Origin of the sequence: Herminiimonas sp. KBW02 (genome assembly GCF_003852535.1) — a bacterium.
Classification (GTDB): domain Bacteria; phylum Pseudomonadota; class Gammaproteobacteria; order Burkholderiales; family Burkholderiaceae_D; genus Oxalicibacterium.
This window is the reverse complement of the sequence record NZ_QAJP01000001.1, coordinates 1-14,491: the sequence shown is the minus strand read 5'-3', so window position 1 is coordinate 14,491 and position 14,491 is coordinate 1. Positions and strand designations below refer to the sequence as shown.

Annotated in this window: 14 protein-coding genes; 5 read left to right on the top strand and 9 right to left on the bottom strand. The window is 53.8% G+C overall.

What is annotated here, in order from left to right; genetic code table 11:
• Positions 1-24: 24 nt before the first annotated feature.
• The 3 genes from DBR37_RS00070 to panB are packed head-to-tail and all read left to right on the top strand — an operon-like array spanning position 25 to position 1,876.
• Complete coding sequence (locus DBR37_RS00070) at positions 25-372, top strand: DMT family protein (protein WP_012080725.1); 348 nt, start codon at positions 25-27, stop codon at positions 370-372.
• 41 nt (positions 373-413) lie between these two features.
• Positions 414-1,055, top strand: a complete 642-nt coding sequence (locus DBR37_RS00065; protein WP_124572260.1) for a deoxynucleoside kinase — start codon at positions 414-416, stop codon at positions 1,053-1,055.
• Positions 1,056-1,057: 2 nt separating this feature from the next.
• Positions 1,058-1,876 (top strand): 3-methyl-2-oxobutanoate hydroxymethyltransferase, encoded by an 819-nt coding sequence (gene panB / locus DBR37_RS00060; protein ID WP_124572259.1) that lies wholly within the window; start codon positions 1,058-1,060, stop codon positions 1,874-1,876.
• A gap of 52 nt (positions 1,877-1,928) precedes the next feature.
• Here panB and DBR37_RS00055 read toward each other — a convergent pair whose 3' ends face one another.
• From DBR37_RS00055 to DBR37_RS00015, 9 genes are all read right to left on the bottom strand, one after another.
• Positions 1,929-2,792, bottom strand: a complete 864-nt coding sequence (locus DBR37_RS00055) for a neutral zinc metallopeptidase (RefSeq protein ID WP_124572258.1) — start codon at positions 2,790-2,792, stop codon at positions 1,929-1,931.
• Positions 2,793-2,827: 35 nt separating this feature from the next.
• On the bottom strand, positions 2,828-3,502 hold the full coding sequence (gene can, locus DBR37_RS00050; protein WP_124572257.1) for a carbonate dehydratase: 675 nt from the start codon (positions 3,500-3,502) through the stop codon (positions 2,828-2,830).
• Between the two features lie 124 nt (positions 3,503-3,626).
• The gene (locus DBR37_RS00045; protein ID WP_233588224.1) at positions 3,627-4,214 is read right to left on the bottom strand and encodes a chalcone isomerase family protein; all 588 of its coding nucleotides are present in this window, start codon (positions 4,212-4,214) and stop codon (positions 3,627-3,629) included.
• A 110-nt stretch (positions 4,215-4,324) separates the two neighbouring features.
• A complete protein-coding gene (dnaJ, locus tag DBR37_RS00040; RefSeq protein ID WP_124572255.1) occupies positions 4,325-5,449 on the bottom strand; it encodes a molecular chaperone DnaJ in 1,125 nt (374 codons plus the stop codon).
• A gap of 176 nt (positions 5,450-5,625) precedes the next feature.
• Positions 5,626-7,572 (bottom strand): molecular chaperone DnaK, encoded by a 1,947-nt coding sequence (gene dnaK / locus DBR37_RS00035; RefSeq protein ID WP_124572254.1) that lies wholly within the window; start codon positions 7,570-7,572, stop codon positions 5,626-5,628.
• A gap of 89 nt (positions 7,573-7,661) precedes the next feature.
• On the bottom strand, positions 7,662-8,201 hold the full coding sequence (gene grpE / locus DBR37_RS00030; RefSeq protein ID WP_124572253.1) for a nucleotide exchange factor GrpE: 540 nt from the start codon (positions 8,199-8,201) through the stop codon (positions 7,662-7,664).
• Positions 8,202-8,664: 463 nt separating this feature from the next.
• Positions 8,665-9,771 carry a ferrochelatase gene (gene hemH, locus DBR37_RS00025; RefSeq protein ID WP_124572252.1) on the bottom strand — a complete coding sequence of 369 codons (1,107 nt, stop codon included), beginning with the start codon at positions 9,769-9,771 and terminating at the stop codon, positions 8,665-8,667.
• A 63-nt stretch (positions 9,772-9,834) separates the two neighbouring features.
• On the bottom strand, positions 9,835-11,481 hold the full coding sequence (gene recN, locus DBR37_RS00020; protein ID WP_124572251.1) for a DNA repair protein RecN: 1,647 nt from the start codon (positions 11,479-11,481) through the stop codon (positions 9,835-9,837).
• A 2-nt stretch (positions 11,482-11,483) separates the two neighbouring features.
• On the bottom strand, positions 11,484-12,401 hold the full coding sequence (locus DBR37_RS00015; RefSeq protein WP_124572250.1) for an NAD kinase: 918 nt from the start codon (positions 12,399-12,401) through the stop codon (positions 11,484-11,486).
• 88 nt (positions 12,402-12,489) lie between these two features.
• Between DBR37_RS00015 and DBR37_RS00010 the strand changes: the two genes are divergently transcribed.
• Together DBR37_RS00010 and hrcA are read left to right on the top strand one after the other, a co-directional pair.
• Positions 12,490-13,206 (top strand): HAD family hydrolase, encoded by a 717-nt coding sequence (locus tag DBR37_RS00010; RefSeq protein WP_124572249.1) that lies wholly within the window; start codon positions 12,490-12,492, stop codon positions 13,204-13,206.
• Between the two features lie 66 nt (positions 13,207-13,272).
• Complete coding sequence (hrcA, locus tag DBR37_RS00005; RefSeq protein ID WP_124572248.1) at positions 13,273-14,301, top strand: heat-inducible transcriptional repressor HrcA; 1,029 nt, start codon at positions 13,273-13,275, stop codon at positions 14,299-14,301.
• Positions 14,302-14,491: the final 190 nt, after the last annotated feature.

The following is a 14,491-nucleotide window of genomic DNA, read 5'->3' as shown; positions in this document are numbered from 1 at the left end:
TGATTGCTCATACACGAGGCCAGCATGCAGATACCTGTAATCGTCCAAACAGTCGGCTTGCTGACGCTATCGAATATCTTCATGACCGTCGCCTGGTACGGCCACCTCAAAGGACTGGCATCCAAACCATGGTGGATCGCCGCACTCATCAGCTGGGGCATCGCGCTCTTCGAATACCTGTTGCAAGTCCCTGCCAATCGCATCGGCTATACCCAGTTCAGCCTGGCCCAACTGAAAATTATGCAGGAAGCGATTACACTCACGGTGTTCGTGCCCTTTGCGATTGTCTTTATGGACCAACCTTTCAAGCTGGACTATGTCTGGGCAGCACTCTGTCTGGTTGGCGCGGTTTATTTCATTTTCCGTACCTGACATCGCAATATCGCCTATAGAAAAGGTCAAGAAAACATCTTATGGATTTAGAGAAATATAAATATATCGTGGTCGAAGGTGCCATCGGTGCAGGCAAGACCACGCTGGCGCGCAAACTCGCGACCCAGCTCGGCGCACAGACCTTGCTGGAACTACCGGAAGAAAACCCCTTCCTCGAAAAGTTCTATCGTGATGCCGCACGCTATGCATTACCGACGCAGATGTTTTTCCTGCTGCAGCGCATGAACCAGCTACGCGACCTGGCACAACCGGATTTATTCGATGCACGCATCGTGTCCGATTTCCTGCTGGACAAAGACCCCATCTTCGCGCGTCTGACCCTGAGCGATGACGAGCTCGCACTCTACCAGCAACTGTACGATCACTTGCGCCCGCAAGCACCGCTGCCTGATCTCGTCATCTACCTGCAGGCAGAACCGCAAACCCTGATAGATCGCATCAAGAAACGCGGCATCGCTATGGAAGCCGGTATTTCGGAAAACTATATGCATCGCCTGTGCGACAGCTACAGCCGCATCTTTTACGAATACGATCATGCACCCTTGCTGATCGTCAACACCGAACATTTGAACCCGATTGATAACAATGAAGACTTTGCGCTGCTGTTAACGCGCATCGCCAACATGCGCGGAAAACGCGAATTTTTTAGCCGTGGAGAATAAGCATGTCCAGCTATTTGCAAGAAGCACGTACCAAAGCCGTAACAGTTCCATCTCTGCTCGCGATGAAAGAGCGCGGCGAGAAGATCACCATGCTGACCGCCTACGATGCCAGCTTTGCGTCGATGATGGATACCTGCGGCGTAGAGATGATCTTGATCGGCGATTCGCTGGGTATGGTGTGCCAGGGGCACAACTCCACGTTGCCGGTCACGATAGATGACGTCGCTTATCACACTGCCTGCGTCGCGCGCGGTTCGAAGACAGCATTCGTCATGTCCGACATGCCTTTCGGCTCTTACGCCACGAAAGAAGACGCGTTCAAAAACGCGGTGAAACTGGTACAAGCCGGTGCGCAAATGGTGAAGATAGAAGGCGGCGCATGGATGGCAGACACCGTGCGCTTTTTGACCGAACGTGCGATCCCGGTCATGGTGCATCTCGGCCTGACACCACAATTCGTACACCAGTTCGGCGGCTACAAAGTACAAGGCAAAACCGCAGAAGGTGCCGAACAAATGAAAAGCGATGCACTGGCATTGCAAGCCGCTGGTGCTGCGATGTTATTGCTGGAAGCGATTCCGGCTTCGCTCGGCAAAGAGCTCACCGAGCTGGTCGACATGCCAACCATAGGCATAGGCGCCGGCCCTGACTGCTCCGGCCAGGTACTGGTATTGCACGACTACATCAATGTCTTCCCGGGCAAGAAAGCGCGCTTCGTGCGCAACTTCATGGAAGGCCAGACCAGCATAGAAGGCGCGACCCGTGCTTACATTGCAGCGGTCAAGGATGGCTCCTTCCCTGCACCGGAACACTGTTTCTGAAAATAAAAAAGCCTGTTCTGTGAACAGGCTTTTTTCATATGGCTGCGGATATTTAAAGCTGTTGCGCTGCAAAGGTATTGCAGTCATTCAACTGACCACGTTGTATGCCGCGCTGGAACCAGCGTACCCGCTGTGCCGACGTACCATGTGTGAATGAATCCGGCACCACCACACCTTGTGACTGGCGCTGCAAGGCATCATCACCAATCGCACTCGCTGCCTTCAACGCACTTTCCACATCGCCGTCTTCCAGAATGCTGCGCGCCTGGTTCGCATGGTAAGCCCAGACACCAGCGAAGCAATCTGCCTGTAACTCAACCTTCACCGACAATGCATTCGCCTGCTTCTGCGTACCGCCGCGACGTGCCTGATCAACCTTGTCCATAATGCCGCTGATGTGCTGCACATGATGACCGACTTCATGCGCGATCACATAAGCTTGCGCAAAGTTGCTGGAGACACGGAAGCGATCACGCATGGTCTGGAAGAACTCCAGGTCTATATAAACCTTCTGATCACCCGGGCAATAGAAAGGCCCGGCTGCGGTATCACCAGTGCCGCACGCGGTCGGCGTCTGTCCGGAGAACAGCACCAGTTTAGGCCTGCCGTACGTGCCGCCATTTTCACGGAAAATCTGCCCCCAAACATCTTCGGTATCGGCCAGCACAGTACTGACAAAGCGCGCGGTCTGGTCATCCGCTGGCGGACGTTGCGCCGGTGCCTGCTGCGACTGCAACTGGCCGGGACCGCCACTGAGCAAACTGATGATGGTGGCCGGGTTAATGCCGAGGAAGTAAGAACCGAGCAAGGCAATCACGATGGTGCCTATGCCGATCGAGCGACCGCCGAAAACACCGCCGCCGCTGCCGCGTCGGTCTTCCACATTATCGCTTTCGCGATTACCGTCCCATTTCATGTTGCCTCCCCCGGCTTAAAGCATGTTTTGCTAGCTTAGCGTTTTTCCAATTGCTCGTAACGGGCAAAACTATTTTCCAGTTTTTCATCTGCTGCATCCGGGCTATTGATCGTCACGTCCAGATCGTGCAGCAAACCGTCTTTCAAGCCATACACCCAACCGTGCACCGTCAGGTCCTGACCTTTTTCCCAAGCATCCTGCACGATGGTGGTACGGCAAACGTTGGCCACCTGCTCAATCACATTCAGTTCGCACAAGCGATCATGCTGCGCCTGTGTCGGTAAAGCGTCACCCAGATAGCGGCCATGCTTTTGGTGCACATCCTGCACGTGGCGCAGCCAGTTATCAGCTAGACCGACACGGCGTCCTGTCATCGCAGCGTGCACGCCCGAGCAGCCATAGTGACCACAGACGATCACATGCTTGACGCGCAATACATCAATCGCAAACTGCAGCACGGACAGGCAATTCAAATCCGAATGCGCGACCACATTGGCGACATTGCGATGGACGAATAATTCGCCCGGTTGCAAGTCCACAATTTCATTTGCCGGGACGCGGCTGTCAGAGCAGCCTATCCATAAATATTCGGGAGATTGCTGGGCAGCAAGTTTGGCAAAGAAATCGGCATCCTGCGCCACCATTGCTGCTGCCCAATTCCGGTTTTTCTGAAACAGTTGTTCCAATTCGAGCGGTTCTTTTTTAGTCATCTTTTTCTATCATGCTACGGACCGGCTACGCCGACGGCGCGACCATAATGGCAGCCATTTTATCCGGAATCAGGCAATCCGGATAAAGAGCATTGAGTAGCATGGAAACCAGGGGGAGCAGGCTTTACTGCTCTGCTAACAGCCGTCGTTTGAGCTTGTCATCAACCGGTTTATTACCGATCCAGATCCGCAGTACGGCGTTATAGAAAGCAGCATCAGCCAGTGGTTCGAGTATGCGCTTGCCGTTCAGTTGCACCGTCATCCCAGTGGCAGGTACCCAATCCAGCTGCAAGGCATCACCTTCCTTCAACTGGGCAACAGATGCAAACATGGCATTGAATTTCGCCATCGATGGCGCCAAAGTCGCGCGTTCAGCCGCATCGGTGTTTTGCTCGATGCCTGTAGTAAATGCCTTGGCGAACTCATCGCTGGTAACCTCGCGCAACATCACGATACTGACGCGCCGGGCTCCTGCAACAGCGATGACGTCGGCGGCCGAGGTTTTCTTTTCCGGCAAGTACAAACCCACCACATACACCTTGAAGATCAGCTTGCTGCGGATACCCGCACCGTTCAGGCGCAAGTCCTGATTCGCCACTCGCACGCTGTCGTCCAGCCTGACCCCGGCCAATTCGACTGCAGCTGCGTTACCGGAGAAGAACACGGCACTGCATAAGGTCAGGATGGAGCCTATCGCCTGGAACGGTTTCATGGTGTCTCCTGTGATGGATGTGGAACCAGCATAGAAGCTTACAGCCCGGTGATCAACAAAAAAAATGCCGGTCGAAATATCGACCGGCATTTTGCTGGGATCAGGAAGCCTTATTCAAAGAATTCCTTAACCTTGTCTTTCCATGATTTGGTTTGCGGGCTGTGCTTGGAACCGCCTTCGACCGTCAATTGTTCGAACTCACGCATCAATTCCTTCTGGCGCTCGGTCAGGGTGACAGGTGTTTCCACGATGACGTGGCAGAACAAGTCACCGGCATAACCGGAACGGACGCCTTTGATCCCTTTGCTGCGCAGGCGGAAAGTCTTGCCCGACTGTGTGCCTTCAGGAATCGTGAACGAAGCCTTGCCATTCAGCGTCGGCACTTCAATTTCACCGCCCAATGCTGCTTTGGCAAACGAGATAGGAATCTCGCAATGCAAGTCGTCGCCATCGCGCTGGAACATCGCATGCTGCTTGATGCGGATTTCAACATACAAATCACCTGGCGGGCCGCCGTTCATACCCGGTTCGCCGTTACCGGACGAACGGATACGCATGCCATCGTCTATGCCTGACGGGATTTTGACTTCCAGTGTCTTGTTGCGTTTGATCTTGCCGGCGCCGCTGCAAGTACCGCAAGGCGATGGATTGATCTTGCCGCTGCCGTGACACTTAGGACAGGTTTGCAACACGCTGAAGAAGCCCTGCTGCATGCGGACCTGACCATGACCACCGCACGTCGTACAGTTGACTGGCGAAGTACCTGGCTTGGCACCACTGCCATCACAGGTTTCGCAGTTATCCCACGAAGGAACACGGATAGTTGTGTCGTAACCGTGCGCTGCCTGTTCCAGGGTAATTTCGAGGTTGTAGCGTAAGTCTGCGCCGCGATATACCTGCGGGCCGCCACGTCCACCGCGACCACCACCGGTCTGGCCGAAGATGTCGCCAAAGATATCGCCGAAGGCATCTGCAAAACCGCCGCCGCCTCCGCCACCACCCATGTTCGGATCCACGCCGGCATGACCATAGCGGTCATACGCATCGCGCTTTTGCGGATCCGACAGCATCTCGTAGGCTTCTTTCGCCTCTTTGAATTTATCTTCCGCGCTCTTGCTATCCGGATTACGATCCGGATGATGTTTCATTGCAAGCTTGCGATACGCTTTCTTGATTTCTTCGTCGGAAGCGCTCTTCCCTACGCCAAGAATTTCGTAAAAATCACGTTTTGCCATTTTTGTAGGCGCCTTGTTCTATCTAAACTAAAACGCCGAATCGACGGTTTTTTATTAAAAAACCATACGACCCGGCGAGTCTGCACAGTACAGACGATGGCAAACGCAAGACACTCCAAGACAACAATTTGAAGTGACCAGCGGCGCCATGCATCCGACCGCTAGACCATTAAAAATTACTTGTCTTTCACTTCTTTGAAGTCAGCATCCACTACGTCATCTTGCTGTGGTTTGCTTTCAGCGTGGCTGTGACCGGCATCGCCTGCATCACCACCAGCTGCGCCTGCTGCTTGCTGCGCTTGCATGTCGGCGTACATTTTTTCGCCGAGTTTTTGCGCTGCAGTGGTCAGGGCTGCGGATTTTTCATCGATGATAGCCTTGTCGCTACCTTTCAATGCTTCTTCCAGTTCAGCAATCGCTGCTTCGATTTTTTCTTTCTCACCGGCTTCCAGTTTGTCGCCGTATTCGGTCAAGGATTTACGCGTCGAATGCACCAGTGCATCGCCCTGGTTGTGTGCTTCCGCTACTTCTTTCAGACGTTTGTCTTCTTCTGCATTCGCTTCCGCGTCCTGCACCATTTTTTGAATTTCTTCTTCGGTCAAACCGGAGTTTGCCTTAATGGTGATCTTGTTTTCCTTGCCGGTTGCCTTGTCTTTCGCACCGACGTGCAAAATACCGTTGGCATCGATGTCGAAGGTTACTTCAATTTGCGGCGTACCACGTGCTGATGGCGGAATGCCTTCCAGATTGAACTCACCCAACGCTTTGTTACCAACGGCCATTTCGCGCTCACCCTGGAACACTTTGATGGTGACCGCAGGCTGATTGTCGTCAGCAGTCGAGAAGACCTGGCTGAACTTGGTCGGGATGGTGGTGTTCTTCTGGATCATTTTGGTCATCACGCCACCCAGGGTTTCAATACCCAGCGACAGCGGAGTCACGTCGAGCAACAACAGATCTTTACGATCGCCGGACAGAACCGAACCTTGAATTGCAGCACCGACAGCAACTGCTTCATCCGGATTCACGTCTTTACGTGGATCTTTACCGAAGAAGTCTTTTACGGTTTCCTGCACTTTAGGCATACGGGTCATACCGCCGACCAGAATGATGTCATCGATGTCGGAAACTTTAACGCCTGCATCCTTGATCGCGGTGCGGCATGGTTCGATGGTTTTCGAGATCAGTTCTTCAACCAGCGATTCCAGTTTTGCACGGGTGATTTTCAAATTCAAATGCACAGGTGCGCCGTTCGCCATAGCGATGTACGGTTCGTTGATTTCAGTTTGCTGCGACGACGACAATTCGATCTTCGCGCGCTCAGCCGATGCCTTGATACGTTGCAGTGCAATCGCATCCTTGCTCAGGTCGAGGCCGTTGATTTTCTTGAATTCGTCGATGATGTAATCGATGATGCGTTGATCGAAATCTTCACCGCCGAGGAAGGTGTCACCATTGGTCGACAACACTTCAAATTGCATTTCGCCGTCTACGTCTGCGATCTCGATGATGGAGATATCGAAGGTACCGCCACCCAGATCGTACACAGCGATCTTGCGGTCACCCTTGCCACCTTTGTCGAGGCCGAAAGCCAGCGCAGCTGCAGTAGGTTCGTTGATGATGCGCTTAACATCCAGACCAGCGATACGACCTGCGTCTTTGGTCGCCTGACGTTGCGCATCGTTGAAGTAAGCTGGAACCGTAATGACGGCTTCAGTCACTTCTTCACCGAGGTAGTCTTCGGCGGTTTTTTTCATTTTGCGCAGGATTTCTGCGGAGATTTGCTGTGCGGCCAGCTTTTTGTCGCGCACGGAGATCCATGCGTCGCCGTTGTCGGCTTTGACGATTTGATACGGCATCATGCCGATATCTTTTTGCACTTCTTTTTCGTCGAATTTACGGCCGATCAGACGCTTGACTGCGTACAGCGTGTTTTTTGGATTGGTTACGGCCTGGCGTTTGGCTGGTGCGCCAACCAGGATTTCGCCGTCTTCCTGATATGCGATCACGGAGGGCGTAGTACGCGCACCTTCCGAGTTTTCGATAACTTTAGGTTTGCCACCCTCCATGATTGCTACGCAGGAATTGGTCGTACCCAAGTCAATACCGATAATTTTGCCCATGATGGAATTTCCCTTAATGTCTGTGATGCGAAACTGTTAAATACAAAATTTGTTAACGTCAATATGTGGTGTAAACAGATGCTTTCAAGTTATTTTTCTTGTGCAACCGTTACCAGCGCTGGACGCAACAGGCGATCTGCAATCAGATAGCCCTTCTGCAGCGTGTTGACGACTGTGTTTGGTTCCTGATCAGCAGGAACCAGGGACATCGCCTGGTGCTTCATTGGATCCAGTTTGTCGCCTTGCTGTGGTTTGATTTCCAGCAGACGATTCTTCTCGAAGGCAGCGTTCAGCTGTTTCAAGGTCATTTCCACACCTTCTTTCAAGGACTCGACGGAAGGTGTTTCTACTTGCAGCGCCATTTCCAGACTGTCTTTCACTGGCAGCAGCATTTCGGCAAAGCCTTCAATCGCGAATTTGTGTGCGCGGGTGACATCTTCCTGGGCGCGACGACGGAAATTCTCGACCTCGGCTTTTGCACGCAAGAATGAGTCCTGCAATTCCTGTACGAGCAATTGGGACGCCGCGAGCTGCTCCTCCACGGTAGGAGTAGTAGCAGAAGCCGCCTCAGCCGTTACCGGATCTTCGATCGACGCTGCTTGCTCAGCGTATTTATCTTGGTCTTGCATGAAAAAATCTCCAACAATCAATGAGTTATGACAAAAAATGCCAATGCGACAGTGCACATGGGGTTATCCCACACTATTTCAAGGGGTATTCCTGCAGGCTTAGCAAAAATTCACGAACCGCGATGATAAGCGCAGTAGCGCTGCCGTTGTTACAAAATTTCCCTGTTCATGGGATGGCATTTTTCTCGATACGGACTAGGCTGTAATGGAGTGTGCGGTGCGTACCGCCACTGCTGCCGACAGGAGCCAGCCATGAAACTGCCGTTCATTTCCATGTCGATCCTTGCCTATACCGCGATTGCGACCACGGTCATTTGTTATACGACATTGTAAAACAATGCACCAGCCACTTAGTAGTCGTAGCGGGGTAAAAGCATGTCCAGACCGCCTTTACCCTCAATAAATGGGGTTTTATTGCACAAACTCAAGGTTTTTCCAGTAAAAAGGCCCTTACGGGCCATTTTTATTGGTTTGCGCCCAGGCGCTGCGCTTCATCCCGAGAAATCTGCGCGTCGTGTACCTGCTCTTCGTGCTGCGCAGGCGAAACAATAGTCGGCCAGCCGATCAGGTGCAACTCCGTAATTTCCGCCATTGCCTTAATCCAGGCATCGTCTTCGTTCAGGCAGGCAATATAGTTAAAGTCCTTGCCGCCGGCGCTCATGAAGTCGTGGCGTGCTTCCATCGCGATTTCTTCCAGGGTTTCCAGGCAGTCGCTGGTAAAGCCCGGGCAAATTACGTCCACCCGGCCTATGCCCTCCTGCGCCAGTTTTTTCAGCGTTGGTGCGGTGTAGGGTTGCAGCCATTCCGCCTTACCGAAGCGCGACTGGAAGGTAACCATGTACTGATCCGGCGTCAGCTCCAGCTCTTTGGCCAGCAAGCGTGCTGTTTTATGACATTCGCAGTGATACGGATCACCCAGGGTCAGCGTACGCTTGGGCACGCCGTGGAAACTCATGACCAGCTTGTCCGGACGTCCAGCCATATCCCAATGTGCCTGCACCGATTTGCGCAAGGCACGGATATAGGCATCGTGATCGTGATAATGCTTGACGAAGCGTAACTCGGGCACATTACGTTCCTGCGCGTAATGACTGAATACGGCGTCGAAGATGGAGGCCGTCGTCGTACCGGAATATTGCGGGTAAGCTGGCAGGATCAGGATGCGTTCACAGCCGTCAGCTTTTAATTCGCGCAACACATCCGGCAATGCCGGCTGGCCATAACGCATCGCATACACCACTTTGACTTTGTGACCGCGTTCACCCAGGTAACCTTTCAGTAATTTGGCCTGCTTCTCGGTATGCACCTTCAGCGGTGAACCTTCGTTACTCCAGATCGACGCATATTTTTTTGCCGATTGCCCGGAACGGAACGGCAGGATGATGAGATGCAGGATGAACCACCAGACCGCACGCGGGATTTCCACCACACGCGGATCAGATAAAAACTGTTTGAGGTAACGTCTTACTGCCGATGTCGTCGGCGCATCGGGGGTACCGAGGTTGACCAGTACCACTGCTGTTTTCGGCAAACTGCCATGGGTGTACGGTGGTTCAGTTCTAAAGGACATGAGCTCTCAATATTATTAGTCTTATGGGAAGCGATGCCTAAGCATCGCAGGTATAAGCTTAGCTCAGTTTGCCAGCAATTCACGTGCATGCGTACGCGTAGTGGCAGTAATTTCCAGCCCACCCAACATACGGGCGATTTCCTCAACACGCGCATTGCTATCCAGCGCAGCGATCGACGATGCGGTCTTGCCTTTGTTGTTTTGTTTGCTGACCTGGAAGTGCTGGTTGGCCTGGCTCGCTACTTGCGGCAAATGCGTGACGCACAGTACCTGCCTGTCTTGTCCGAGACGGCGCAGTAAACGGCCGACAACTTCCGCCACGCCACCGCCTATGCCGCTATCAACTTCATCGAAAATCAAGGTCGGTGTGGCAGTCGCGCTTGAGGTGATGACAGAGATGGCCAGCGCGATACGCGCCAGTTCACCGCCCGACGCAACCTTGGCCAGCGGCCGTGGCGTCGTACCGGCATGCCCGGCCACCATGAATTCTATTTGTTCCAGTCCGTACGAAGCTGCTTCGCATGGCTGCAAGGCGATCGCGAACTTGCCGCCGCTCATGCTGAGATCCTGCATCGCCGCAGTCACTGCATCACCCAATGCCTTGGCTGCTTTGCTGCGTGCCTTGGTCAGCTTCTGTGCAGCGCTGGTGTACGCGGCTTTCAGTTTTTCTTCCTGCGCACGCAAGGCATCGAGGTCGCTGGCATCGGCCAGTTGCTTCAGCTGCCCGGATAACGTTTCCAGTTCCTGCGGCAAATCATCAGCCGCAACATGGAATTTGCGTGAAGCTGAATGGATGTTCTCGAGTCGTACTTCCACCTCGCGCAAGCGCGCCGGATCCAGTTCAACCCGGCTCAGGTAATCGTTCAATGCATAAACCGCTTCCTGCAACTGGATACGGGCAGGCTCCAGCGCATCCAGCACCGGTTGCAAGCCGGCATCGAGATCCACCAGTTTGCCTATGCGGGTATTCAGCGACGACAGTTGCGACAGCATAGGCGTGTCGGCTTCGGAGATCAGGCTGAGCGCTTCCTGCGCGCCCTCTATCAGGCTGGCGGCGTGCGACAAGCGGCTATGCTCATTACTGATATCGGTCCATTCACCCGGTTTGACTGCGAGCTTTTCCAGCTCACCGACTTGCCACTCCAGGCGCTCGCGCTCCAGCAAGACATTCTTGGCATTGGTTTCAAACTCTTCACGCTGCCGCGCCAGCGCGCGCCATGCCTTGTACGCGGCGGCGACCGCTTTCACCTCATCCTGCAAACCAGCCTGGTTATCCAGCAGCACGCGTTGCGCATCGGTTTTCAACAGAGATTGGTGTGCATGCTGGCCGTGGATGTCGACCAGTTGCTCGCCCAGTTCACGCAATTGTGTCGCGGTGGCTGCGATGCCGTTGATGAATGCTTTGGAACGACCGGCATTGTCTATGACGCGGCGTAGCAATGCGCCGCCGTCTTCATTGCTGAATTCGTTTTCTGCCAGCCAGGCATCCAGCTCGGCACTGCTGGAAAACTCCGCCGTTATGTCAGCCTTGGCTGCACCTTCGCGTACCACGCTGGCGTCACCACGCCCGCCGAGCGCGAGTGCCAGCGCATCGATCAGGATGGATTTACCCGCACCTGTTTCGCCAGTGAAGACGGAGAAACCAGGCGAAAATTCCAGTTCGATGGCATCGACAATAACGAAATCACGGATGGAGAGCGTGCGCAGCATGTTTATTTCAAGCGACCTTCTACTGACGGGTATTCATTCCAATGCAGCTTTTCGCGCAAGGTATCGTAATAATTCCAGCCTTCCGGATGCAGGAAGGTAATCGTATGTTCAGAACGACGCACGGTAATCCGGTCATGCTTGAGCAAGCGCGCTACCGATTGCATATCGAAATTGACATTGGCTTCGCGACCACCGACCACTTCGATCTCGATCACGCTACTGTCCGGCACCACGATAGGACGGTTCGACAAGGCATGCGGTGCAATCGGCACCAGTCCGATCCCGGTCAGGCTGGGATGCAAAATCGGGCCACCGGCCGATAAAGCATATGCACTGGAACCAGTCGGCGTCGCCACGATCAGGCCATCCGAACGCTGGTTGTACATGAAATGACCATCTACTTCGACGCGCAATTCCACCATGCCGGAGCCCGAGCCACGCGATAAAACCACGTCATTGAAAGCCAGTGTGCTGTATACAGCCTCGCCCTCACGCTCTATCGAGCCCTTCAGTAAGCTGCGCTGTTCAGACCGAACTTTACCGCTCAGCATTTCTTTCAGCAGCGGCATCATCTGATCCAGTGAGATATCGGTCATAAAACCGAGACGTCCCTGGTTCACGCCTATCAGCGGCACATTGTAGGGTGCCAGCTGGCGCGCAATCCCCAGCATGGTACCGTCGCCGCCGACTACAATAGCGGCATCCGCGCACTCACCGATTTCCGGCAAAGTTAAGGCCTCGTAATCAGTGAGGGAGAAGTTAAGTGCAGTTTCCGCTTCAAAAATGACTCTGCGGCCGGTACTGGCCATACAGTCGGCGATATCGGTCAACGATTTCGCAATTCCGCCGGCCATATGTTTGCCGACGATAGCAATCGTATTAAAACTGGAAGGGTGGTTAGGGTGTGAGGTAAGCGACATGCTGCAGATTAGACCATAATTTGTACTTCTTTTGGCCTTCTCTTGCGCTATGCAATGCAGCATCTACATAAATGATTGAGTATCCGACATGACGTCCCAGCCGACACCGCATTCCACCCATCCTCCAGTCAAGGCCATCCTATTCGATCTGGATGACACCTTGTGGCACCTGGCCCCGACGCTGGTCAAGGCAGAAGCCATTTTGTATGACTGGCTGAATGTGCACATTCCGGGCGTGACGCAGCGCTTCAGCAATGAGGAATTGCGCGAGCTGAGGATGGAGTTATTACCTACCGATCCGCAATTTCAATTCAATGTATGGGCTTTACGCCACGCTGCGCTGACACGCGCCTGTCACTTAACAAGCGAAAACAAGGATCTGGTCGATCAGGCGATGGCCGTCTTTTCCGTCGCACGCAATGCCGTTAACCCGTTTGCAGATGTGGCGCCGACCCTGGCCAGCCTGAGCCAACGTTATGCGCTGGGCTCGGTCTCCAATGGTTTTGCCGACCTCGGTGAAATTGGCCTGGCGCCTTATTTCCAGGTATCAATCGCAGCCCATCAATTCGGCAGCGCCAAACCCGGTGCGGAAATTTTCCATGCCGCCTGCACTGCGCTGGAAGTTGCGCCGCACGAAGCCATTTACGTCGGCGACGATCCTAAACTGGACATCCAGGGTGCGCAAAATGCCGGTTTACGCGCGGTGTGGATGAATCGTTTTGACCATACCCTGCCTGAACATATCGTGCCGACAGCCAGCATCACCAATTTATATGAGCTCGATGCCTGGCTAAAGCGCGCATAATGGTCTGCATGCCGCTGCGGCCTTGCCCTTGCCGCCCGGCATGACCACTCATACAATAGCGATACTATGCAACTTGATAACCGTGCACAAACCCTGCTGAAAGCCCTGGTCGAACGCTATATAGCGGACGGCATGCCAGTCGGTTCGCGCGAGCTTTCCAAGATCTCGGGCCTCGACCTGTCACCTGCGACCATACGCAATGTGATGGCCGACCTGGAAGAGATGGGCTTTGTCGCCAGCCCGCACACCTCCGCCGGACGCGTGCCTACACCGCGCGGCTACCGTGTCTTCGTCGATACCTTGCTGACGGTGCAATCCATCGATGAAAGCGCACTCGAATCGAAATTGCAGAATTCACTGCAAACCGGTTCGTCGCAAAAGATTATTTCCAACGCCGCGCAAATCCTGTCCTCACTGTCCGAATTCGCCGGTATCGTCATGACGCCGCGGCACGAATCAGTATTCCAGCAAATCGATTTCCTGCGCCTGTCCGAAAAACGCATCCTGCTGGTCATCGTCAGTCCGAGCGGCGACGTGCAGAACCGCTTGCTGTTGACCGATGTCGATTACACACCGAGCCAGTTGATACAGGCGGCGAATTACATCAACCAGAATTACGGCGGCCTCAGCTTCGACGAAGTAAGAATACGTTTGCAGGGTGAATTGAAGCAGTTGCGCGACGATATGACGCGCCTGATGCAGGCTGCAGTTGAAGCCGGCAGCGATGCGATGAATGACAATAGTGACGACGTCGTCATTTCCGGCGAGCGCAATCTGCTCAGCGTCAGCGACCTGTCATCGAATATGGTGTCCTTGCGTCAGCTGTTTGATCTGTTCGAACAAAAAACCAGCCTGATGCAGCTGCTGGATGTATCGAATAAAGCGACCGGTGTGCAAATCTTCATCGGCGGCGAATCCAAGCTGGTGCCTATGGATCAGATGAGCGTAGTCACCTCACCCTATACCGTGAACGGCAAAGTAGTCGGCACCCTGGGCGTGATCGGCCCGACCCGCATGGCGTATGAACGCGTGATCCCGATCGTCGATATCACGGCCAAACTGCTGTCGAATGCACTCAGCCATACTCCTGGCTAAATCTACTAGAACTCATTTCACAAATATCCGTGAGATGCGTTCTTACCAAAAGCGGTGCTGGCAAGGCGTGCGACGCGTCGCATAGTGGCCTATGCGCAAGGAGCACAACGCGGCCAGCGCCACTTTTGGTAAGAACCCGAAGGGAACGGGCTATTTGGGCGTATTGCTGCGTTGCGCCGCTTGCCAAGGG